General features: G+C 70.2%; 20 protein-coding genes. 10 read left to right on the top strand and 10 right to left on the bottom strand.

Features of this window, described 5'->3' with window-relative positions; genetic code table 11:
- Window position 1 precedes the first annotated feature (1 nt).
- The 3 genes from E1286_RS15540 to E1286_RS15530 are packed head-to-tail and all read left to right on the top strand — an operon-like array spanning window position 2 to window position 4,619.
- Complete coding sequence (locus E1286_RS15540; protein ID WP_132613047.1) at window positions 2-844, top strand: ABC transporter permease; 843 nt, start codon at window positions 2-4, stop codon at window positions 842-844.
- Window positions 841-2,910 carry an ABC transporter ATP-binding protein gene (locus E1286_RS15535; RefSeq protein WP_132613045.1) on the top strand — a complete coding sequence of 690 codons (2,070 nt, stop codon included), beginning with the start codon at window positions 841-843 and terminating at the stop codon, window positions 2,908-2,910. The genes E1286_RS15540 and E1286_RS15535 overlap by 4 nt, the downstream gene beginning before the upstream one ends.
- Window positions 2,907-4,619, top strand: coding sequence for an ABC transporter family substrate-binding protein (locus E1286_RS15530; RefSeq protein WP_132613043.1), 1,713 nt, complete (start codon window positions 2,907-2,909; stop codon window positions 4,617-4,619). Before E1286_RS15535 ends, E1286_RS15530 begins: the two co-directional genes overlap by 4 nt.
- Window positions 4,620-4,667: 48 nt before the next feature.
- Here E1286_RS15530 and E1286_RS15525 read toward each other — a convergent pair whose 3' ends face one another.
- Complete coding sequence (locus E1286_RS15525; protein WP_132613041.1) at window positions 4,668-5,510, bottom strand: NAD(P)H-binding protein; 843 nt, start codon at window positions 5,508-5,510, stop codon at window positions 4,668-4,670.
- A complete protein-coding gene (locus E1286_RS15520) occupies window positions 5,507-6,556 on the bottom strand; it encodes a saccharopine dehydrogenase NADP-binding domain-containing protein (protein WP_132613039.1) in 1,050 nt (349 codons plus the stop codon). The genes E1286_RS15525 and E1286_RS15520 overlap by 4 nt, the downstream gene beginning before the upstream one ends.
- Window positions 6,557-6,640: 84 nt before the next feature.
- Between E1286_RS15520 and E1286_RS15515 the strand changes: the two genes are divergently transcribed.
- Together E1286_RS15515 and E1286_RS15510 are read left to right on the top strand one after the other, a co-directional pair.
- Window positions 6,641-7,426: a TetR/AcrR family transcriptional regulator gene (locus tag E1286_RS15515; RefSeq protein WP_165969749.1), complete on the top strand. Its 786-nt coding sequence runs from the start codon at window positions 6,641-6,643 to the stop codon at window positions 7,424-7,426.
- A 485-nt stretch (window positions 7,427-7,911) separates the two neighbouring features.
- Window positions 7,912-9,774: an ABC transporter ATP-binding protein gene (locus E1286_RS15510; RefSeq protein ID WP_132613035.1), complete on the top strand. Its 1,863-nt coding sequence runs from the start codon at window positions 7,912-7,914 to the stop codon at window positions 9,772-9,774.
- Window positions 9,775-9,997: 223 nt separating this feature from the next.
- Here the strand turns inward: E1286_RS15510 and E1286_RS15505 are convergent, their stop codons facing one another.
- The 4 genes from E1286_RS15505 to E1286_RS15490 all read right to left on the bottom strand — a co-directional run bounded on the left by E1286_RS15505 (window position 9,998) and on the right by E1286_RS15490 (window position 13,194).
- Complete coding sequence (locus E1286_RS15505) at window positions 9,998-10,510, bottom strand: GtrA family protein (protein ID WP_246074886.1); 513 nt, start codon at window positions 10,508-10,510, stop codon at window positions 9,998-10,000.
- A 203-nt stretch (window positions 10,511-10,713) separates the two neighbouring features.
- On the bottom strand, window positions 10,714-11,511 hold the full coding sequence (locus tag E1286_RS15500; RefSeq protein ID WP_132613031.1) for an ABC transporter permease: 798 nt from the start codon (window positions 11,509-11,511) through the stop codon (window positions 10,714-10,716).
- Window positions 11,504-12,259, bottom strand: coding sequence for an ABC transporter permease (locus E1286_RS15495; RefSeq protein WP_132613029.1), 756 nt, complete (start codon window positions 12,257-12,259; stop codon window positions 11,504-11,506). The genes E1286_RS15500 and E1286_RS15495 overlap by 8 nt, the downstream gene beginning before the upstream one ends.
- Entirely contained in the window at window positions 12,256-13,194 is a 939-nt protein-coding gene (locus tag E1286_RS15490; protein ID WP_132613027.1) for an ABC transporter ATP-binding protein, read from the bottom strand. The genes E1286_RS15495 and E1286_RS15490 overlap by 4 nt, the downstream gene beginning before the upstream one ends.
- A 220-nt stretch (window positions 13,195-13,414) precedes the next feature.
- Here E1286_RS15490 and E1286_RS15485 point away from each other — a divergent pair, with 220 nt between their 5' ends.
- Complete coding sequence (locus tag E1286_RS15485) at window positions 13,415-14,401, top strand: hypothetical protein (RefSeq protein ID WP_132613025.1); 987 nt, start codon at window positions 13,415-13,417, stop codon at window positions 14,399-14,401.
- Between the two features lie 15 nt (window positions 14,402-14,416).
- Here the strand turns inward: E1286_RS15485 and E1286_RS15480 are convergent, their stop codons facing one another.
- Window positions 14,417-15,406, bottom strand: a complete 990-nt coding sequence (locus E1286_RS15480; RefSeq protein WP_132613023.1) for an SDR family NAD(P)-dependent oxidoreductase — start codon at window positions 15,404-15,406, stop codon at window positions 14,417-14,419.
- A 45-nt stretch (window positions 15,407-15,451) separates the two neighbouring features.
- The gene (locus tag E1286_RS15475; RefSeq protein WP_132613021.1) at window positions 15,452-16,504 is read right to left on the bottom strand and encodes an aldo/keto reductase; all 1,053 of its coding nucleotides are present in this window, start codon (window positions 16,502-16,504) and stop codon (window positions 15,452-15,454) included.
- Between the two features lie 130 nt (window positions 16,505-16,634).
- On the opposite strand from E1286_RS15475, the gene E1286_RS15470 reads away from it, so the two are divergent.
- The gene (locus tag E1286_RS15470; protein WP_246074885.1) at window positions 16,635-17,282 is read left to right on the top strand and encodes a TetR/AcrR family transcriptional regulator; all 648 of its coding nucleotides are present in this window, start codon (window positions 16,635-16,637) and stop codon (window positions 17,280-17,282) included.
- 199 nt (window positions 17,283-17,481) lie between these two features.
- Here the strand turns inward: E1286_RS15470 and E1286_RS15465 are convergent, their stop codons facing one another.
- A complete protein-coding gene (locus tag E1286_RS15465) occupies window positions 17,482-18,093 on the bottom strand; it encodes a TetR/AcrR family transcriptional regulator (protein WP_132613017.1) in 612 nt (203 codons plus the stop codon).
- Between the two features lie 68 nt (window positions 18,094-18,161).
- Between E1286_RS15465 and E1286_RS15460 the strand changes: the two genes are divergently transcribed.
- From E1286_RS15460 to E1286_RS15450, 3 genes are all read left to right on the top strand, one after another.
- Window positions 18,162-18,935, top strand: a complete 774-nt coding sequence (locus E1286_RS15460; RefSeq protein ID WP_246074884.1) for an alpha/beta hydrolase family protein — start codon at window positions 18,162-18,164, stop codon at window positions 18,933-18,935.
- Window positions 18,932-20,266 carry a YbfB/YjiJ family MFS transporter gene (locus E1286_RS15455; protein ID WP_165969748.1) on the top strand — a complete coding sequence of 445 codons (1,335 nt, stop codon included), beginning with the start codon at window positions 18,932-18,934 and terminating at the stop codon, window positions 20,264-20,266. Before E1286_RS15460 ends, E1286_RS15455 begins: the two co-directional genes overlap by 4 nt.
- Before the next feature lie 171 nt (window positions 20,267-20,437).
- Window positions 20,438-20,749 (top strand): EthD family reductase, encoded by a 312-nt coding sequence (locus E1286_RS15450; RefSeq protein ID WP_132613011.1) that lies wholly within the window; start codon window positions 20,438-20,440, stop codon window positions 20,747-20,749.
- 138 nt (window positions 20,750-20,887) lie between these two features.
- Here E1286_RS15450 and E1286_RS15445 read toward each other — a convergent pair.
- On the bottom strand, window positions 20,888-21,708 hold an 821-nt coding region (locus E1286_RS15445), incomplete at its 5' end, for an SLC13 family permease (protein ID WP_281282681.1).

The raw sequence follows: 21,708 nt of genomic DNA, 5'->3' as shown, positions 1-21,708 counted from the left end.
GATGCGTTCGAAGGTCGTCCTCAGGCGCCTGTACAAGAACAGGCAGGCCCGCTACGGGTTCGCCGCGCTGATCCTCCTCGTGGCGCTGGCCTACGTCGGCCCGCTCTTCGGCAACTACGAGTGGACGGAGAAGGACTTCCTGTCCTTCCTGTCGCCCCCCGGTCCCGACCACTGGTGGGGCACCACGTCGATCGGCCAGGACATGTACGCGATCACCCTGCGCGGCATGCAGAAGTCGATCGTCATCGGCCTCCTGGTCGCCGTCATCTCGACCGGGCTGGCCGCGATCGTGGGCGCGTTCGCCGGATATTTCGGCGGATGGGTGGACCGGTTGCTCATGTCGGGCGTGGAGCTGCTCCTCGTCCTGCCGAGCTTCCTCATCATCGCGATCGTCTCGCCGCGGCTGAAGTCCGACGCCTCCTGGCTGTGGTTCGTGGTGCTGCTGGCCGCGTTCTCCTGGATGGTCACCTCCAGGGTGGTGCGCAGCATGACGATCTCGCTGCGCGAACGCGAGTACGTCCAGGCCGCCGTCTACATGGGCATCCCGCGCTGGAAGATTATCTTCCGGCACATCGTGCCCAACATGTCCTCCCTGCTGATCATCGACGCGACGCTGAACGTCTCCGCGGCGATCATCGGTGAGGCGGCGCTGTCCTTCTTCGGCTTCGGCATCCAGCCTCCGGACGTCTCGCTCGGCACGCTCATCGCGAGCGGTTCCGGCAACGCCACCGGCTATCCGTGGCTGTTCGCCTTCCCCGCGGGCCTCCTGGTGCTCCTCGTGCTCAGCGTGAACCTCATCGGCGACGGCCTGCGTGACGCACTCGACCCCGGGAGCAACTCGTGAGCATCTTGGAGGTCAAGGACCTCACCGTCACCTTCCCCGGCGGCATCCAGGCCGTGCGCGGGGTGTCGTACGAGGTCGAGCGCGGCGAGGTGCTCGGCATCGTCGGCGAGTCGGGCTCGGGCAAGTCGGTCACCTCGCTGGCGATCATGGGCCTGCTGCACCGGAACGCCGTCGTCACCGGCTCGGCGAAGCTGCACGGCCGCGAACTGATCGGCATGAAGGAAGACGAGCTGATCAAGGTCCGCGGCAAGGCGATCAGCATGATCTTCCAGGACCCGCTGTCGGCGTTCACGCCCGTCTACACCATCGGCGACCAGATCGCCGAGGCCGTGCGCGTCCACCAGAAGATGAACAAGGACAAGGCCGCCAAGCGGGCCGTGGAGCTGCTCGACCTGGTGGGCATCCCGCACCCGAACGTGCGCGCCAAGGCCTTCCCGCACGAGTTCTCCGGCGGCATGCGGCAGCGCGCGATGATCGCCATGGCCATCGCCAACGACCCCGACCTGCTGATCTGCGACGAGCCCACCACCGCGCTCGACGTCACCATCCAGGCGCAGGTCCTGGAGGTGCTCAAGACCGCGCAGCGGGAGACCGGCGCCGGCATCGTGATGATCACCCACGACCTCGGCGTCATCGCCGGCATGGCCGACCGGGTGCTCGTCATGTACGCGGGCCGGCCGGTCGAGCAGGGGGCGGTGGACGACATCTACTACCGGCCGCGCATGCCGTACACGATGGGGTTGCTCGCCTCGATCCCCAGGATCGACGGCGAGGAGGGGGCGCTGGTGCCGATCGAGGGCAACCCGCCCTCGCCGGCGTCGCTGCCGCCGGGCTGCCCGTTCGCGCCGCGCTGTCCCATGAAGGTGGACATGTGCGACGAGGAAGAGCCGCCGCTGGTGCCGTTCGGCGGCGGGCGGCACGTCGCCTGCATCCGCGCGCAGGAGATCGAGCACAAGGGCCTGACGGGCGCCGACGTGTTCCCCGTGCCGGTGATCCCGCCGAGCGACGTGGTACGGGTGCCGCGCGCCGAGCGCGCGACCGTGCTGGAGCTGAACGACATGATCCGGCACTACCCGCTGATGAAGGGCGCCGTCTTCAAGCGCCGCGTCGGCACGGTGCACGCGGTCGACGGCATCAGCTTCGACATCGCCGAGGGCGAGACGCTGGCCCTGGTCGGCGAGTCCGGCTGCGGCAAGACGACCACGCTGCAGCAGATCATGCAGCTCGTGCCGCCGCAGGGGGGCCGGGTCGTCGTGCTCGGCAAGGACAGCGCCGAGATGGACTCCGCGACGCGCCGGGCGCTGCGCCGGGACGTGCAGATCGTCTTCCAGGACCCGATGGCCGCGCTCGACCCGCGCATGCCGGTCGGCGACATCATCGCCGAGCCGCTGCGCGCCCACGGCAGGAAGGACGTGCAGGCCCGGGTCGCCGAGCTGCTGGACCTGGTCGGGCTCGCCCCCGAGCACGCCGAGCGCTACCCGCAGCAGTTCTCCGGCGGCCAGCGGCAGCGCATCGGCATCGCCCGCGCGCTCGCGCTGGAGCCGAAGCTGGTCGTCCTGGACGAGCCGGTCTCGGCGCTCGACGTCTCCATCCAGGCGGGTGTGATCAACCTGCTGGAGGAGCTGAAGAACACTCTGGGGCTGTCGTACCTGTTCGTCGCGCACGACCTGGCCGTGGTCCGGCACCTGGCCGACAGGGTCGCCGTGATGTACCTCGGCAAGATCGCCGAGATCGGCACGGTCGAGAACGTCTACGACCACCCCGCCCACCCCTACACGCAGGCGCTGCTGTCGGCGATCCCGCTGCCGGACCCGGAGCTGGAGCGCAGCCGCAGGCGGATCCTGCTCGAAGGGGACCTGCCCAGCCCGGCAGACCCGCCATCGGGTTGCCGGTTCCGTACCCGCTGCCCCAAGTTCGCCCGCCTCACCGAGGCCGAACGGCGGCGGTGTGTGGACGAAGAGCCCTCGGTTGCTCGGCTGGCGAACACCGTGGACCACGGTGCCGCCTGCCATTACGCGGAGGAGATCGAGGTCATCACGGCCTCGGACGATCAGGAGGAAAAGTGAAGGTTCGTTACCGGGCGGCCGCGGGCATCGCGGTCCTGTCCCTGGCCGTCGCAGCGTGCGGCGGAGGTGGCGGCGAAACAAACCAGCCGAACGCCGAGCAGTCGCAGCAGGCCCAGCAGGCGATGACGCAGACCCCTGCCATCAGCATCAACCCCATTCCTTACGAGCAGGTCAAGGAAGGCGGCACCCTGACGCTGGCGATCGGCCAGTGGCCGTCGCAGTGGAACCCCGCGCACGTCGACGGCAACCAGGCCGACACGGCCGACATGCTGGACCCGATCCTGCCCCAGCTGCTGATGGCGGACGAGAACGCCACGTTCACCCCGAACCCCGACTACGTCACCGACGTCAAGAACGAGACGGTGGACGGCAAGCAGGTCGTCACCTACACGCTCAACGACAAGGCCCAGTGGTCGGACGGCACGCCGATCACCTGGAAGGACCTCGAAGGGGCGTGGAAGGCCGCCAACGGCTCGAACGACAAGTACAAGCCGGCCTCCACTGACGGCTGGAAGCAGATCGAGTCGGTCGAGCAGGGCGACTCCGAGAAGGTCGCCGTCGTCACCTTCTCCAAGCCGTACCTGGAGTGGGAGGGCCTGTTCAACCGCGGCACCTTCCACCTCGTCCCGGCCAAGCACCTCGACACGCCGGAGAAGTTCGACAACGACTACCTGCAGAAGATCCCGGTCACCGCGGGACCCTTCAAGGTCGAGAAGATCGACGAGGGCACCAAGACGCTCACCCTCGTGCGTGACGACAACTGGTGGGGCAGGAAGGCCAAGCTCGACAAGATCATCTTCCGGGGCATCGAGTCGCCCGAGGCGCAGGTGAACGCCTTCGCCAACGGCGAGATCGACGGGGTCGAGATTCCCTCCGGCGCTCCGGCCGAGCTCAAGCGGGCCAAGGAGGTGCCGAACGTCGACATCCGCAAGGCGCTCAGCCCCGACTGGCGGCACTTCACGGTCAACAACCAGAGCGAGATCCTGAAGGACAAGAACGTCCGGCACGCCGTGGCGTACGCGATCAACCGGGACGCGGTCACGCAGTCCGACCTGAAGGACATGGACTGGCCGATCCAGACGCTCGGCAACCACGTCTTCATGAACAACCACAAGGGCTACGTCGACAACTCCGGCGACCTCGGCAAGTACAACCCGGAGAAGGCCAAGCAGCTCCTCGACCAGGCGGGCTGGAAGCTGGACGGCCAGGTCCGCAAGAAGGACGGCAAGGAACTCAGCCTGAGGTTCGTCATCCCGACGGGCACGCCGGTGTCGCAGTCGGAGGGTGAGCTGGCCCAGGCGATGCTGCAGGAAGTCGGGATCAAGGTCAACATCCAGGCGGTCCCGCTCGACAAGTTCTTCAACGACTACATCATCAAGGGCGACTTCGACCTCACGCCGTTCTCGTGGATCGGCACGCCGCTGCCGATCGGCTCGCTCGCGCAGATCTACAAGACCGGCTCCGACAGCAACTTCCCGAAGGGCAGCGACCCGGCGGTCGACGCCGCGATCGACGCGGCCGTGGCCGAGACCGACCCGGCCAAGGCCATCGAGCTCGCCAACGCCGCCGACAAGCTGATCTGGGACATGGTGCACACCATCCCGCTGTACCAGCGGCCCAACATCCAGGCGACGAAGAAGACGCTCGCCAACTGGGGCGCGCGCGGCTACAAGTACCTCGACTACACGGAGGTCGGCTTCACCGGCTGATCCCCTGAGGTGACGAACCCCCGGCCGTTCCCCCGGCCGGGGGTTCTCTCATGCCCGGGCGAACGCCCTCAGCGACAGCGGCGCTCGGCCGCCGTGACGTTCGATGCTCCGCGTGACCCGGTAGAGCGGGTGGTCGCCGGAGCCGATGAAGCGGAACAGCGCCCACAGGTGGGTCAGATGCTCGACCGTGTACGGGTCGCCGTACACGTCCGTCGCCCACCTCTCCCACTCCGTCGGCGGCACGTCCTCGTACGCGACCCCGAGCGCCTGCGCCGCCTCGCCGGCCGTCGCCATCTGCCCGGTCACGAGACACACCGGGTCGGCGGGCACGGGGTCGAGCAGCAGCCCCGCCGCCACCCGGGCCACGTCCTCGCCCGCGACCAGCGGGATCCGGGTGTCCGCCGGGCCCAGCGGCAGGGCCAGCCGGCCGGCCGCGGCAGCCACGACGGCCAGGTTCTCGAAGAACACCGCCGCCCGCAGGTGCACCGCGCCCACCCCGGCCCGGTCGAAGACCTGTTCGGCCACCCAGTGCCGTCGCATGCGCGGCGTGCCCGCCACGGGGGAGGCGTCGAGCTGCGACACCTCGACGACGCGCGTCACCCCCTCCTCCCTGGCCGCCGCCGCGAACACGGCCGTGGCGTCCAGCAGGCCCGCCGTCACCGGGTAGGTGAAGAACGCCCGCCGCACGCCGTGCATCGCCGGGCGCACGTCGGAGATCTCGCGCAGGTCGCCGACGGCCACCTCGGCGCCGAGCTTGCGCAGCTCCTCCGCGCGGTGGTCGTCGGTGCGCACGAACGCCCGCACCCGTTCGCCGCGCGCCAGCAGCAGGCCGGCGACGTGCCGGCCGGTCGATCCCTGCGGCCCGCCGGCCGCTCCCGTGACGAGGATCATGGCTTCTCCGGGAGGGTGAGGGTGAACAGGCCGAGCCGTTCCAGGTCGCGCAGGAACGCTTCGGCGGGGACCGCCTCGGCCGGCCCGTACACGCCTGGGCCGGGCCCGCCGCCGTCGGCCAGGCGGACGGCGGCCTCGACGGAGGTCACGGCGCTCATGCGCCACAGGTCGCGCCCGCTCGCCCGCCCCGCGCGGCCGCCGCCGTCCCCGGCGATCACCTGGGCGGCGACCGTGAACTCCGAGCCCGACCGGGTGGCCGCGGCCACGTGCTCGCTGGTGAACGCCTGCTCCTCCTGGAACGTGTGCGCCGTCAGCTGCGCCTCCACCCGCCGCGCCGGCACGTGCCGCGGCACGGTGACGACCTCGGAGAACGGCACCGGGGCGATCATCGTGCGCGGGCCGAGCGGCGGCGGGAACGGGAAGACGGCGTTGCGCGGCTCTACGTAGCCGACGTGCCGGGCGCCGTCGGTGAACGTGATGCGACGCGTGTCGGCGAACAACAGCTCGGCCGTCTTCTTGGCCCCCGTGGTGAGCCGCCAGCCGCTGACGGCGTACGCGGTGATCACCCGTTCGACGTCCGTCATGCCGGTGGCCACGGCGCCCGCGAGCAGGTCGCCGAGGCCGCCGTAGAAGCTCATCGCGGTGACCATGGTGATCCCGGCGCGGCGCGCCGGCTCGTCCATCGCGTCGAACATCCACGCCGTGTGGTGCTGCTCCAGCGCGTGGTCGACGTAGTGGCAGCCGCTCTCGGCCGCCGCCCTGGCGACCGCCTGGCCCGTGTGTGTGAACGGGCCGGCGCAGTGGATCAGCACGGACGCCCGTCCGGCCAGCTCGCGCAGCGCGTCGTGATCGTCGAGTGCCGCCTGGTGGACCGGGGCGCCCAGCTCGTCGGCCAGCGCCTTGAGCGCGCCGGCGTCCCGGCCGGCCAGGATCACGTCCCGGCCGCGGGCGCGTAAGTCCGCCGCGACCAGGCGTCCGGTGTGGCCCGTGGCGCCGTAGACGGCTACGGGGGATGAGTCCTGGTGCGGGGACTGCGGTGGGGACATCGCCCACCTCCCTGATTCATACTGTCGGTACGTAACTACGCTCGAAGTTACGTACCGCGAGTATGCAAGTCAATGGGGAGCACGATGATCCGCCGTACCCAGGCCGAGCGCTCTGACGAGACGACGGCGCGGCTGGTGCGTGCCGCGCGTGACCTGTTCGGCGCCGACGGCTACGCGGCCACCTCGATCGACGCCGTCGCCGCCGCGGCCGGGATGACCAAGGGCGCCGCGTACCACCACTTCGCGGGCAAGGCGGAGCTGTTCCGCGCGGCCTTCACCGCCGAGCTGGCCGACGTGGCCACCCGGCTGGAGCTGGCCGCCGCCGAGGAGCGCGACCCGTGGGCGGCACTCAGCCGTGGCACCCGCGCGTTCCTGGAACACTGCCTCGACCGCCGCTTCCGCCGCATCGTCCTCCTGGACGCCCCCTCGATCCTGGGCTGGGAGACCGTCCGGGAGATCGAACACGCCCACACCCTCCGCGTCCTGCTCACCGCCCTCCGCCAGGCCGCCACCCCACCCACGGAAGCGGCCTCGTCCGGCCACCCACCCACCGACGGGAAACCGAACGGACAGCCGCTCACCGAGGCGAAGCCGGACGGACGCACGCTCCCGTCGTCCACCGAGCAGAAGCCGGGCGGACGGTTGCCCACCGAGCAGAAGCCGGGTGGACGGCTGCCTGACCAGGGGGAGCCGGACGAGCGGCTGCCCGTCGAGGGGGATGTGGACGAGCGGCTGCCCGCCCGCGCGCAGCTGCTGTTCGGGGCGTTGTGCGAGGCCGGCATGCTGCTGGCCCGCTCCGCCGACCCCGCAGCCGACCTACCCCGCCTCGCCGCCGAAGCAGACCGCTTCCTCACCGCCCTGAAACCCTGACCCCACCGACACCAACCCCTCCACGATCAAGATGGCACCCCGAGGGAGCGTCGCTCCTGAAACCGGTACGGAGTCCGCTCCTGACCGCCCTCCACACAGGGACCTTACGTTGCGCAGTCCGTTCGTGATTGCCCTGCACACACGGACCTCAGCCCGGGGAGCGCGTTACGCCCTCCGTTCCTGATCGGGGGGCCTCAGCCCGGGAGAGTGTCCCTGGGACCCGTTGCGCGGTCCGTTCCTGAGGTGCCTTCCACGCAGGGCGCCTCAACCCGAGGGCGGTCGGCAATCGGACCCGCCAGGCGCCCCGCAACCTCCTTTTTCTCCAGAAGGACACCAGCCAGGACGGACGGGCAGTTCCGGTGAGACGGGCGTGGTGAGCGCCTGATGGCCCGGGACGCAAGGGCAGTAACCGTCCACGCCGGAGATCGACGATACGAGCCTCGGCGGGCATCGAAACTGTCGGTGCCCGCGTGCACACTCGCAGCATGCAGAACGAGCCCCTCGAACTCGGCGAGATCTCCTTCCCCACGTGGAGCGCCCACACCGACAAGATGGCGCAGGTGGGGTTCCTGACCATCGCCAGAAGGCTCCCCTCCCTCGTCTCCCAGGCGCTGCGCATGGCCTGGGAGGCCAGCCCGCGCGACACGCTGGCCACGGTCGTGCTCAACCTGCTCGGCGGTTTGTTCACCGCGTTCGGCCTGCTGGCCACCACCGGTGTCCTGACCGCGCTGTTCTCCGAGGGCCCCACCCCCGACCGGGTCGTCGCCGCCCTGCCCAGCCTCGCGCTGGTCGGCGTGGCGGCGGTGCTGCGCACCGCCATGCAGGCGGGCGCCGGCTGGGCGCAGGCCCGCCTCACCCCGCAGATCTCCCGGCTCGCCGAGGAGCGCCTCTACGGCCTGACCAGCCAGGTCGAGCTGGTCGCCTACGACGACCCCGACTTCCACGACTCCATGGAACGCGCCAACAGCCGAGGCGTGGCCACCGCCGAATACGTGGTGTCGGCGGCCGTCGACGTGGTCACCGCCGTCGTCGGCATCACGGCCGTGGCCGGCGTGCTGGGCGTCCTGTACCCGGTGCTGCTCCCGCTCCTGCTGCTGGCCGTGCTGCCCGACGCCTGGGCCGCGGTGCGCAGCGCCCGCATGCGCTATTCCACGATGTACTCCCTGATCCCCGTTCGCCGCCGCAAGTGGATCATCGCGGGCCTGCTGGCCGAGCGCCGGTCCGCGGCCGAGGTGCGCGCGTTCACGATGCGCGGTTTCCTGCTGCGCATGTACGACGCGGTGGCCAGGGCCGAGCAAGACGTCATGCTCACCCTGGCGAAGCGGCAGATGACGGCCAGGATCGTGGGCGAGGCGCTCGGCGGCATCGGCGCCGCCCTGGTCTACGTCGCCCTCGGCGTCCTGCTCGCCACCGCCGCGATCCCGCTGGCCGTGGCCGGCACCGCGGTGCTCGCCATCCGTTCCGGCCAGTCCTCCCTGGCCACCCTCATGTTCGCCACCAACCGCCTCTACGAGCAGGGCCTCTACTTCACCGACTTCCTGGAGTTCTGCGCCCAGGCCGAGCAGCGCCTGACCGGCCCCCGCCCTCTCGCCGTCCCCGAGGGCTTCTCCAGCATCACGGCGCGCGACGTGACGTTCACCTACCCGGGCGCCGAGACGCCCGCCCTGCGCGGCGTCTCGGTCGAGATCAAACAGGGCGAGGTCATCGCGCTGGTCGGCGAGAACGGCTCCGGCAAGACGACCCTCGCCAAGATCCTCGCGGGCCTCTACGAGCCCGACTCCGGCACCGTCCACTGGGACGACACCGCCCTGCGCGACGTCAGCCCCGACGAGCTGCGTTCGCGCACCGCCGTGATCGCGCAGGACCACACCCGCTGGCCCCTGACCGCCCGCTACAACATCACGATGGGCACCGACAAGGGCGAGCCGGCCCTCCACGCGGCCGCCGCCGTGGCCGGGGCCGACGAGGTGGTCGATGAGCTCCCTCACGGCTACCGCACGCTGCTCGACCGCCGCTTCAAGGACGGCCACGAGCTGTCCGGCGGCCAGTGGCAGCGCATCGCCGTCGCGCGCGGCTTCCACCGCGACGCCGTCCTGCTCATCTGCGACGAGCCCACGGCCGCCCTCGACGCCCGCGCCGAACACGCCCTGTTCGAACGCATCCGCGCCCACTCCGACGGCCGCACCGTCCTGCTCATCACCCACCGCCTGGCCAGCGTCCGCTACGCCGACCGCATCTACGTCCTCGACCACGGCACGATCACCGAGCAGGGCGACCACAGCACCCTCATGGCACTGGCCGGCCTCTACGCCGACCTCTACACCCTGCAGGCCAGCGCCTACCGCTGACGACCTAGCGCTGTAAGGGTCCGCGATTCCGTGAGCAAGCGCGGCTGATCATGAGCGCTGTCCGGGCAAAACCGCGTGATCAAGAGCTTTGCTGACGCTCCGTGCTGCCGGACTTACCTTTGTTCGCCGTCGGTTCGGCGGTCACCCGCGGGGGCCGGCTCGTGGGGCGCAGCAGCGGCATGAGGCAGTCCAGCCGCCGAAACGGCGTCTGGGTTCGCTGCCATCAAGCCGCCTCGTCCGTGGAATCGGGAGCGCGAGCCAGTCGCACGCTGCCGGACTCGGTCTTCTCGTCAGGGAAGACCCACTTCCGGAGCGCCCAGAAGCGGAAGACCATGGCGACCAGCGTGCCGATGACCTGCGCGCTCATGAAGTCGGCGATCTCCTGGGTCACCAGGCTCACATCTGGGGTCTCCAGGCGAAACACGTACCGGGAGATCCACAGCGGCGCGGAGCTGAGCACGAGACCGACGCCACTGACCAGGAAGAACAGCGCCGCCTCGTGGCGGCGCTCGTGGCCGCCCCTGGTCCGGAACGACCATTCGCGGTTCAACACGTAGGACACGATCGTCGCCACGAGCACCGCGATGATCTTCGCGGTCACCGGCTTCGGTTCCAGAATGGTCAGCTTCAGCCCATAGAACACCAGGTTGTCCACTAAGAACGCTGTTCCACCCACCACCGCGAACTTCAGCAGTTCACGGTGCTTCAGCGCAAGTGCGTACAGCGGTTCCGGCAACCTCGCGAGTACTGCGTTCGCTATTCGGAGCACCCCCGATCTTCTCACCAGTCGAACACCCTGGTAACAAGACTTGCGGACACGGCTTGCCCGGCTTCGCCATCATCGACCGCGCTCAACTCTTGGCGCGACCCCGTCGCCGTGGGGTCGAGGGGCTCATCCTCGAAGCAGATCATTTCCTGGGTGAGGCGTTCCGGCCGGGCTCAGTGGCCCACGCTCTGGTAGTGGTCGAGCTGACGTCGCCAGACGAGGTAGGCCAGCGCGACCAGGACTACGCCCAGCAGCGGGGCGGCCAGCGCCAAGGGGGTGTCGAGCTTGCCCAGCACGACGCTCGCGGGTATGTACGCCACGAAGGCGACCGGCAGCACGAAGGTGAGCAGCCACTCGGTCACGCCGCCGAAGATCTTCATCGGGTAGGACCCGAACTTGCTGAAGACGTCGTCGACGAAGACGCGCAGGGCGAAGGTGTCGATCATGCGTAGTGCCAATGAGCACAGCGCGAGGAAGAAGGCGGCCTCGATGAGGGCGCCGCCGATGATCGCCACGAAGCAGAAGGCGATCAGCCAGGCGTTCCACGAGATCTGCGCGTTCTGCCCGGCGACGGCGAGCAGCGTCACTCCCACGAGCAGGTCGCCGAACTGGGCGATGCCCATCCGATTGCCCATGAGCTGGACGAGGGGGTTGAGCGGGCGTAGCAGGAACCGGTCGAACTCCCCGTTGCGCACCACCCATTGGATGTCGTTCACGCTCATCAAGGGGATCATCGCCAGGGCGTGGGCGGTCAGGCGCAGGCCGTACAGGAAGGCGATCTCCGCCAGTCCCCAGCCCGCCAGCGAGGGGAAGGTGTGCATCACCACCCAGATGAAGGCGAACCCGGTGCCCTGCCAGATGGCGCCGCTGAGGATGCCGATCACGGTGTTCAGGCGGTACTGCAGGGCGCCGCGGGCGGAGGCACGCTGGAGCAGGACGTACAGGCGCAGGGAACGGAAGACCTCAGCCACCCTGGATCACCACCCGCCGGCGAGCCCGGGACCAGGTCAGCACGAGCAGCCCACCCAGCCCGACGATCCAGCCGACCTCGACCAGGACAGGGCCCGAGACGTCGGAGATGTGCCCGACGTAGATGGCCGCGGGCACGTAACCCATGTACTTGAAGGGCAGGATCTCGGCCAGCGCTCCCAGAGCGCCGGGGAAGAAGGTGAGCGGCACCATCGTCCCGGCGAAGAACTGGCTGACCAGCCGGTAGAACAGCGAGATCGCCCCGGTCTCCATCGTCCAGAAGCCGATCAGACTGATCAGCAACGCCAGCTGTACGGCGATCACGTAGCCCAGCGCCAGAGTGACCAGGTAACCGAGGCCGTTGACCGGCACGGTGATCGAGCCGACCAGGAGGACCACCGGGATGACAGGAGCGAGCAGCAGCAGCCCGCCGCCGGTGTTGCCGATCTGGAAGCCGGCCATCTGCCTCAGGTAGCCGACCGGGCGCGCCAGGTCGAAGAAGACCGTGCCGGTGCGGATGCGGTCGTGGATGGTGTGGGCGACGATGGTGTGGGTGGCGAACGCCTGCAGGTTGGCCAGGGTCAAGTAGGCCAGCAGCGCGTCCAGCGTGAGCCCCGCGGCCGAGGGGCGCGAGCCGTACACCGAGGTCCAGATCATGCGCAGGAGGAACACCTGGGCGACCAGCGTGACGCAGGTGATGATGATGTTGCTGCGGTAGGCCAGGGCGAGGCGGAAGCCGATGCGGGTCATCGGGTGTAGATCCCTTTGATCACGCTTTCCAGGTCGGGTTCCTCGACCGACAGGTCGCGGATGGTGTGTTCGGCGGCGATCGAGGCGATCATGCCCGGCAGGTCGTCGTGGATCTCGAAGACGTAGCGGCCCTCGGCGTCCCGTGGCACGCCGCGCACCTCCTCCGGCTCGGACTCCAGCGTGACCACCAGCCGCCGGGGCTCGTTGACCAGGGCGTCGATGGCGCCGTCGAAGAGCACTTTGCCGTGGTCGATGAGGATGATCCGCTTGCACAGGGCTTCGACGTCGGCCAGGTCGTGTGTGGTCAGGATGACGGTGGTGCGCCCGGCGCCGTTGGTCTCGACGATGAACTCGCGCACGGCCTCCTTGGCCACCACGTCCAGTCCCACGGTCGGCTCGTCGAGGTAGAGGAGTGGAGGTTCGTACAGCACGGCCGCGGCCAGGTCGCCACGCATCCGCTGGCCCAGGCTGAGCTGGCGCACGGGAGTGTCGAGGAACTCGTCGAGCCCGAGGAGGTCGCGCAGCTTCTTCAGCGACCTCTCGAAGCGCGGGGCGGGGACATCGTAGAGGGCACCGACCAGTCGCAGGGACTCGATCAACGGTAAGTCCCACCACAGCTGGCTGCGCTGGCCGAAGACCACGCCGACGTTGCGGGCGTTGACCGAGCGGTCGCGCCAGGGCACCAGGCCGTTGACCTCTACGGTGCCGCTCGTCGGGGTGAGGATCCCGGTGAGGATCTTGATGGTGGTGGACTTGCCGGCGCCGTTCGGCCCGAGGTAGCCGATGACCTCGCCCTCATGGATCTCGAAGCTGACGTCGTCGACGGCGGTCTTCTCCACGTGCTGGCGAGTGACCAGCGTGCGCAACGCCCCGAAGGGGCCGGAGAAGGTGCGCGGCCGGCGGAACACCTTGGTCAATCCCTCGACCCGGATCATGCAGAGATACTTTCCGCCGGACACGCGCGTTGCAAGTTGTTTTCATCGCCGTCCGCCGGGCGTCGCAACCGTGACGGGCTGAGCTGCGGTTACGGGTGGCCCCTTAATCGCACAATTTTCGCATTTGTGTGGACCTGTCGTAGTTTTGGCAAGCATTATATGATCTTGGTTTTCTGCTCTGAGCTTGACGGGGAGCGTGGGGGAGGGCTAAACGACAGCTATGACGTCCGTCAAAATGCGGCTCCGCGGCGCGCTCACCAATATCGACCTCGGGATCGTGCTGCTCGTGGGTGCCGTGGTGAGCGTGCTCGACCTACTGGAAGTGCTTCCCGAGCAGAACGCCGACGAGCTGATCCTGCCGGTGCTGGCCCTGCTCGCGTTCGTGTGGATCAGGGACAGGAACCGGCAGGCGCGCGTGGCCGACCAGATCGCCGCCCTGAGCCGTACGGCGGACGGCATGTGGCGGGTGCTCTCCACTGGCGACTCCGTCAAGTCCCTCAACGGGGCGGCCATCACGCGTCTGCTGGCCGAGGCGCGGGCGGGCAGCGACATGTGGCTGTTCAAAGGAGGCACCGGCACGTATATCCGGGCGGTCACGCTGCCCGAATGCATCGAACGTGCGAAACGTACGCGCAGCAGGATGCGTTTCCTGCTGGAATTACTCGACCCGACGAATAAGGAGTTGTGCAAGGCGTACACCAGATTGCATCAGAATCTGGCGGGCGACGGGGGCGAGGAGAAGAAGTGGACGGTGCTCGGCACCCGCAAGGACGTCTATTCCACGATTCTGGCCGCCTGCTGGTTCCGGCAGCACAACAGCCATCTCCTCGATCTGAAGATCGGCCTTTCTGGCACGATCTCGCTGTTCCGCTGCGACCTCACCTCGCACAACCTGGTGATCACACAGCGCGGCCCCGAGTTCCCCGGCCTGGCGATCCCCCGTGACAGCCCTCACTACAACCCCTGGTACGTCGAGCTCGAGAACAGCCTCGACCAGACCCGGGTGCTGGAGATCGGCAAGGCCTCGCCGCTCAGCTCCCCGCCCACGGCCGAGGAGGCCCGGCGGCTGTTCGAGGTGCTGGGCATCCCGCTGACAGACGACTTCAAGGACTCCGACGTGAAAGACATCTGCAACGCCGCGCTCAGCCGCACCGACCCGTACCAGGGCCGGGTGCCCGGTCCCGCGCCCGCGGCGTCGGTCAACTGAGCCCTCCTGCGGGTGTCAGGCCTTGATCAGTTGCTCGCTCAGCTCCCAGAGCCGCTGGGCGGAGCGGGGGTCGATGGCGTGCGGCACGATGTCGGCCGGGACGTCCTGGTCGGCGCCGAAGACGATGGGCTTCGGGTCCTCGTCCAGCGGTGAGACGTCGTTGTCCTTGAGGTAGACACCGCCGATCTCGGCGAGCAGCGGGCTGGTCGCCGCGAACACGATGGTGGCGGCCCCCTGCTGCGGGGTCTTCAGTCCGCGGCCGGGGGCGATGATCGGCCGGCCGGACTCGTCGATCAGCCCCATGGCCCGCAGCTGGTCCTCGCCCGCCGCGCTGTTCAGGTTCGTGCCGACGACGACGCCCGGGTGCGCGGCGTAGCCGCGGATCCCGTCCTCGGCCCATCGGCGGTCCAGCTCGACGGCGAACAGCACGTTGGCGGTCTTGGACTGGGCATAGGCGAGGTGAGGGTCGTAGCCGGTGGTGAAGTGCGGGTCGTCCCAGCGGATGTCGGACATTCGCTGCGCACCGGATGACACGTTGACGACTCGGGCGCCGTGCGCGGCGCGCAGTGCGGGCAGCAGGCCCAGGGTCAGCTGGAAGTGGCCCAGATGGTTGGTGGCGAACTGCGCTTCGTAGCCGCGCGCGTCTCGAACCGGTTCGTCAGGGGCCGGGAGGCCGGCGTTGTTGATCAGGACGTGGAGCGGACGGCCGAGATCGAGGTACCGGGTCGCGAAGGCGTCGATCGACGCCGGGTCGAGCAGGTCCAGCCGGCTGACCTCGACGCGCTCGATCCCGGCCAGCGCGACTGCGGCGCGGTCCGGGTCGCGCGAGCCCACGGTGATGGTGGCGCCGGCGTCGCCGAGCGCCCGGGTGGTCTCCAGGCCGAGCCCGGAGTGGCCGCCGGTGACGATGACGTTCGTACCGGTCAGGTCGATGCCGGCGAGGACGTCGGCGGTCGTCGACGCGGCGGTGAACCCTGTCCCGACGGGGTGTTGCTTGTGGGTCATGAGAGCGGTCCTTCGTGGTGGGGCGTCGCGGGTACGGGGATGCGGTCAGGCGGCGGCGCGTTCGTCGACGGGCCGGCGACGCAGGCGCGCCTGCTGGATGGCGGGCGGGTCGTAGGCCATGTCGAGGGCGCCGATGTCGGTGCCGGGCGGCACGATCTCGTCGATGCGGTCGAGGACCTCGTCGGTGAGCGTGACCTCGACGCCGGCGAGGAGGCCGTCGAGCTGCTCCATGGTGCGCGGCCCGATGATCGCGGACGTGACGCCGGGGTGGGCGATCGCGAAGGCCATGGCCAGGTGGGTCAGCGGGATCCCGGCGTCCTGGGCGAGCGGGATGAGCTCCTCGACGGCGTCCAGGCGGCGCTCGTCCGTCAGGTGCTGGAAGCCGAACCGGGAACGATGCGTGGTGTTCGGCTGGTACCTGCGGTAGCGGCCGGTGAGCAGGCCGCTGGCGAGCGGGCTCCAGACCAGGGTGCCCATGCCGTACTGCTGGGCCACGGGCAGGACCTCACGCTCGATGCCGCGGTTGAGTATCGAGTACGGAGGCTGCTCGGTGTGCAGCCGGGCCAGGCCGCGCCGCTCGGCGACCCAGTGGGCGTGCACGATGTCCGAGGCGGGCATGGAGGACGTGCCGATGGCCCGGACCTTGCCGGCGCGCACCAGGTCGGTGAGCGCCGAGAGGGTCTCCTCGATGTCGGTGTCGGGGTCGGGCTGGTGGATCTGGTACAGGTCGACGTAGTCGGTGCCGAGGCGGCGCAGCGAGTCGTCCAGGGCGCGGATCAGCCAGCGGCGTGAGGCGCCCGACCGGTTGGGGAGGACCGGGGCGGCGCCGCTGGGGTCGTAGTCCACGGGGAACCGGGCCTTGGTGGCGAGCACGACGTCGTCGCGGCGCCCCTTGAGCGCCTTGCCCACGATCTCTTCTGACTCGCCGTGGGAGTACATGTCGGCGGTGTCGATGACGTTGATCCCGGCGTCGAGAGCCCTGTGGATGATCTTGAGCGAGTCGTCGTGGTCGGGGTTGCCGACGGCTCCGAACATCATGGCGCCGAGCGCGTACGGGCTGACCTTGATGCCGGTCCTGCCGAGAGTGCGGTACTGCATACGGATTCTCCTGAGGCTGGAGGTCGAGGTGTCGCCGGCGAGTGTGCATGCCGTACCCTGGACCTAAGTGGAACGTCTTTCCAGAACTATACGGAAAGACTTTCCGGTTATGCAAGAGCGAAGGAGAGCCGTGCCCGAGAAAACGGCGCCCACCAGAGCCGACTCGACCGGCTCCGCGGATCAGGGCGCACGCGAACGAGCGCCGCGCCGCCTGCGCGCCGACGCCCAGCGCAACGTCGACTCCCTGCTCGAAGCGGCCAAGACGGTCTTCGGCACCTCAGGCGTCGACGCCCCCGCCAAACAGATCGCCGATCTGGCCGGCGTCGGAGTCGGCACGCTGTACCGGCACTTCCCCCAGCGTTCCGACCTGGTCAAGGCCGTGTTCCAGCGCGAAGTGGACGCCTGCGCCGACGCCGCCCCGGCGCTCAGCGCCGCCCACGAGCCAGGAGAGGCACTCGAGAGGTGGCTCCTGCGCTACACCGAATTCCTCGCCACCAAACGCGGGCTCGCCACCGCCCTCCACTCCGGCGATCCGGCGTTCGACGCCCTGCCCGGCTACTTCATGCAACGACTCGGCCCCACCCTCGACTCGCTGCTCGAAACCGCGACCGCGAGCGGTGAGATCCGCGCCGAGATCAGCGCCAAGGACCTGCTGTACGCCGTCGCCAACCTGTGCCTGCCGGTGGAGGGCGGAGGGGTCGCCTACAGCCGGCGCATGGTCGCGCTCCTCGTCGACGGGCTACGCTACGGCGCCGGAACGAGCCCGTCTCGCTCCTGAAGGGGGCCATGCGATCCCGGGTCGATGGCGTACGGCGCGGCCACCGGCTCGTTGCCGATCGCGGCGTCAGCTCCAGCGCGCGCAGCCGCGACGGGCGCCATCCGCTGTGATGAGCCAGACGATGTGCCCGGGTGGGACGGCGCCTCCCGCCCGCGGGGCGAATCAGGAGCTGGGGGATTTGCCGTGTGGCGCGTCGACTTCACCGGGGCTCGCGGCTTGATGGCGGTGAGCCGGCCGCTTGCAGCAGCGTGAGCGCGGCCTGCCGGGCGAGGCGGGCAGCGTCGGGTGTGGCAGGGTGCTGGTCCGCCACGACGGTTGAGCCGGTCACCAGGATGAGCAGCTGACGGGCCAGCGCCCCGGGGTCGGTCGCCCCTGCCCTCGTGGCGATCTCGGTCAGCAGCGCCAGCCGGCGTTCGAGGTGGCGCGCCGCGAGGTCCAGCTCGGGTGCGCCGTGATGCTGGGCGGCGGCGTTGAGCAGGGCGCAGCCGCGGAAGTCGGGCTCGGCGTGCCAGTCGGCCAGCGCGTCGAAGACCGCGGCCAGTTGGTCGGCCGGGTCTTCGCCCGCGGCCTCGGCGGATGTGCGCAGCCAGCGCGTCACGCGGTCGCTCCTGGCCTCCAGCACCGCCTCGATCAGGCCCTCCTTGGAGCCGAAGTGCCGGTAGAGCGTCTCTTTCGACACCCCGACGGCGGCGCAGAGCCCGGCCACGCCGACGCCGTCCAGGCCCCGCTCGTACAGGATCGGCATGGCCGCCTCGATGATCGCGGCGCGGGTTCGCTCCGGGTCGAGAGTGCTTCCCTTCGGTACAGGCACCCCTAGATGGTAACGGGCGGTTCGATTACTGTTATCGTACCGATCGGTTCGATCTAAGGAGGATCATCGTGAGAGCCGCCACCCCCGCAGTGACGTTCGACAGCGGCGGAGTGCCGCTGGCCGGGTTGCTGCACCTGCCGGCCGGGCCGGGGCCGTATCCCGTCGTGCTGCTCCTGCAGGGCTTTCCGGGCAACGAGCGCAACCTCGACCTGGCGCAGGCGCTGCGAGCCGCGGGCTACGCCGCCGTCGCCTTCCACTACCGCGGCTCGTGGGGCATGGGAGGCACCTGGTCGTGGGCGAACGCGCTGGAGGACGCCGCCGCCGTGGCGCGTGCCGTGCGTACGGAGGCGTTCGCGTCGGCGTACCGGCTGGATCCGGGACGTCTGGCGCTGTTCGGGCATAGTTTCGGGGGATTCGCCGCGCTGATGATCGCCGCCGCCGACCCGTCCATCGCGGCCGTGGTGTCGGTGTCGGGCTTCGACTTCGGTACGGTGTCCCGCACGCTCGACCCGGCCGCCCGGGCGCGTTACGTCGAGGCGTTCGGGGAGGAACTCCTGCCCCTGCGCGGGACGAGCGGCGAGGCGCTGGTCGCCGAGATGGAGCGGGCAGGTGACCGGTGGAGCCTGGCCGGCCTGTCACCCCGGCTCGCCGGCCGGCCGGTGCTGCTCATCGGCACCTCGGACGACACCGTGACCCCGGCGGACGTACACCACCGGCCGCTGGTGAAGGCGTACGACCAGGCCGCGCTCGACCATCACGAGTGGCACACCGACCACGCCCTCTCCGACCACCGGGGGCGCCTCATCGAGACCGTCCGCGCCTTTCTCGACGGCCGGCTGTGACGCGCTCCTCCCAGGACGCCGGTCTTCGCGATCACGCGAGCCGCCGGTCGGCCGCCCGCCGCGCGCTGTGGCAGGCGGCGGGGCTCTCCTTGGGGGTCGCGGCGGCGCTCGGACTGGGACGGTTCGCGTACGGGCTGCTGGTCCCGGGCATGCGTACGGCGCTGGGATGGAGTCTCGCCCAGGCGGGCGCGATGACCACGGCCAACGGCGCGGGCTACCTGGCCGGCGCGCTCGTCACCGCCGCCGTGACACGCCGCCTGGGGCTCTCCGTCACCTTCCGCGCCGGGATGATCCTCACCTCCGTGTCGCTGGCGGCCACGGCCGTCAGCGGAGAGGCAGCGGCGCAGGTCGTCCTGCGCGCCGTCGCGGGGCTCGGCTGCGCGCTCGTCTTCGTCACCGGGGGCGTACTCGCCGGCCGGTTGGCCACCCGGTCCGGCTCGGCGTCCCCGATCGGCGTCTACTACGCGGGCGGCGGGCTCGGCATCGTCCTCAGCGGCGCCGTCGTCCCTTTCGTCGCACCGGATCGATGGCAGCTGGTGTGGCTGGGATTCGGGCTGGCCGCACTCGCCGGCACGGCCATCGGCTGGCGCGCCGCCCTGTCAGCCGGGGCGAAAACCGACGCCCCCGGCCGTGTATGCGCTGAGGTGGACGAGGCAGCGGCACGCTCCCATCCACCACGGCCGGCGAGGATGGGGAAGGGTGTGGTCCGTCCTCGCCCGCCACGGCCGGCGGTGGGGGAGGGGGCGGCGCGTCCTCACCTGGCGCGGCTGTGGCGGATCGCGGTGGTGTACGCGCTGTTCGGCGCGGGGTATCTGGCCTATCTCACGTTCCTGTCGGAGTTTCTCGCCGGTCAGCGGGCGAGTCCGTTCCAGGTGGCGTTGACGTGGACGGTCGTGGGCGTGAGCGCGTTGGTCGCGCCGGCCCTCTGGAACAGGCCCATCGCGGCCTGGCGGGACGCGCGGGCACTGGCCGTCCTCCTGGCGGTGCAGGCGGTCGCCGCCACGGCGCCGCTGGCGGGTGCGGCGCCCCTGCTGTCGGCGATCGCGTTCGGGCTCACGCTCATGGTGATCCCGTCGGCGGTGACGGCGCTGGTCCGCGCCACCGTCCCGGAGGCGGCGTGGACGGGTGTGCTGGGCGCGCTGACGGTGGTGTTCGCCGCCGGTCAGACGGCAGGGCCGTGGGTGGCGGGCGCGCTGGCCGACCTCACCACCCCCGGCATGGCGCTGGCCTGGAACGCGGCACTGTGCGGCTGTGCCGCGCTCGTCGCACTGACATGGCAGGCGACAGAACCGCACCACCGAGCCTCAACGGGTACAGCCCCGGGCACGTAGTGGAGTGCCATAGGACGGCACTGTCTGCCGGGTCCGCCTTCGAGCTGCCCGTTCGGGACGGTGCTGGGCGACGTGGCTCCTCGCGGGGCATGCGGCCGGCCGGCGATGGCTCTATCGCGGTGGGCCGGGGCGGGGTTTCATCGAAGGACATCCCGACCTTGGAGGCGGACAGTGGCTTATCAGCTCATCGTGCTCTACCACCATCCCGAGAGCACCGAGGCCTTCGACAAGCACTACGACGAGACGCACGCCCCGCTCGCCGCCCGGCTGCCGGGGCTGCGCGCGTACTCGGTCATGCGGCCCGTCGCCCCCAGGGGCGATCGGCCCGCGTACCATCTCGCGGCGGTGCTGACGTTCGACGACGAGAACGCCTTCAACGCGGCGATGGCAGGTGAGGAGGGCCGGGCGGCGGTCGCCGACCTGGCGAACTTCGCCGGCGCGGGCACCACGATGCTGACCGGCCCGGCCGGCCTGATCGTCTGACGCGCGCCGGGGCGGGCCGCCCGGACGATGCGGTACGGCACTCAGGCCGCCCGCACCGCCTGGCGGTCCGCCCCGCTTCGAGACCCGCCAGGCCGCCCCAGTGGGCCGAGTCAGCCCGGGGCGACCTGGACGGCTCAGTCAGCCGAGCCAGCCCGGGGCCACCAGGACGGCCCAGGCGGCCAGAGGGCCCACGGCGACGACGGCGGCGCCGTACGCCAGGAGCTTGCGGTAGAACTGGTCGCGTTCCATGCCCCTGACGTTGGCCACGAGCAGTGCGCCCGTCGTGGAGAAGGGGCTGACGTCCACGATCGCCGACGACACCGACAGCGCCGCGATCATCGCCACCGGGCCCAGGGTGCCCTGCGACAGCAGCGGTACGGCCAGCGGCACCAGCGCGCCCAGGATGCCGACCGTCGAGGCGAACGCCGACACGACGCCGCCCACGTAGCAGATCAGCAGCGCCACCAGCAGCGGGATGCCGATCGCGGCCACCGCCGAGCCGACGTAGTCGATGGTGCCGATCTCCTGCAGGACGCCTACGTACGTGACGACGCCGCAGATCAGCAGCACGGTCGGCCAGGCGACGCGCTCGACGGCGCCCTTGTTCGCCTTCGGGGAGGTGAGGGAGAGGATCACGGCGACGGTGACGGCGGTCAGGCCCACGTCGAGCTGGAACGCCAGCACGGCCACGCAGAGCGCGAGGATCCCGGTCAACGTCAGCGCCTGATGCGCCGTGAGCCGAAGCCCACCGGCATCGGGAGCGGGGGTGGCGCCGGGGGACGTACCCGATGACGTGCCGGGGACGATCGTGGTGGTCACCTCGCCGCTGGGAGAGTCGGGGCCGGAAGGGGTGACTGGGCTGAGAACGGGGGCGGGAGCACCAGGGTCGGTGCCTGTGCCGGGTGCCGAGCCGGGGGTCGCCGGGGAAGCGGGGGAGGCGGAGCCGGGAGATTCAGGGG

This window comes from Nonomuraea terrae, assembly GCF_004348995.1.
Taxonomy (GTDB): Bacteria; Actinomycetota; Actinomycetes; order Streptosporangiales; family Streptosporangiaceae; genus Nonomuraea; species Nonomuraea terrae.
This window is presented reverse-complemented; position numbering and strand designations above follow the sequence as displayed.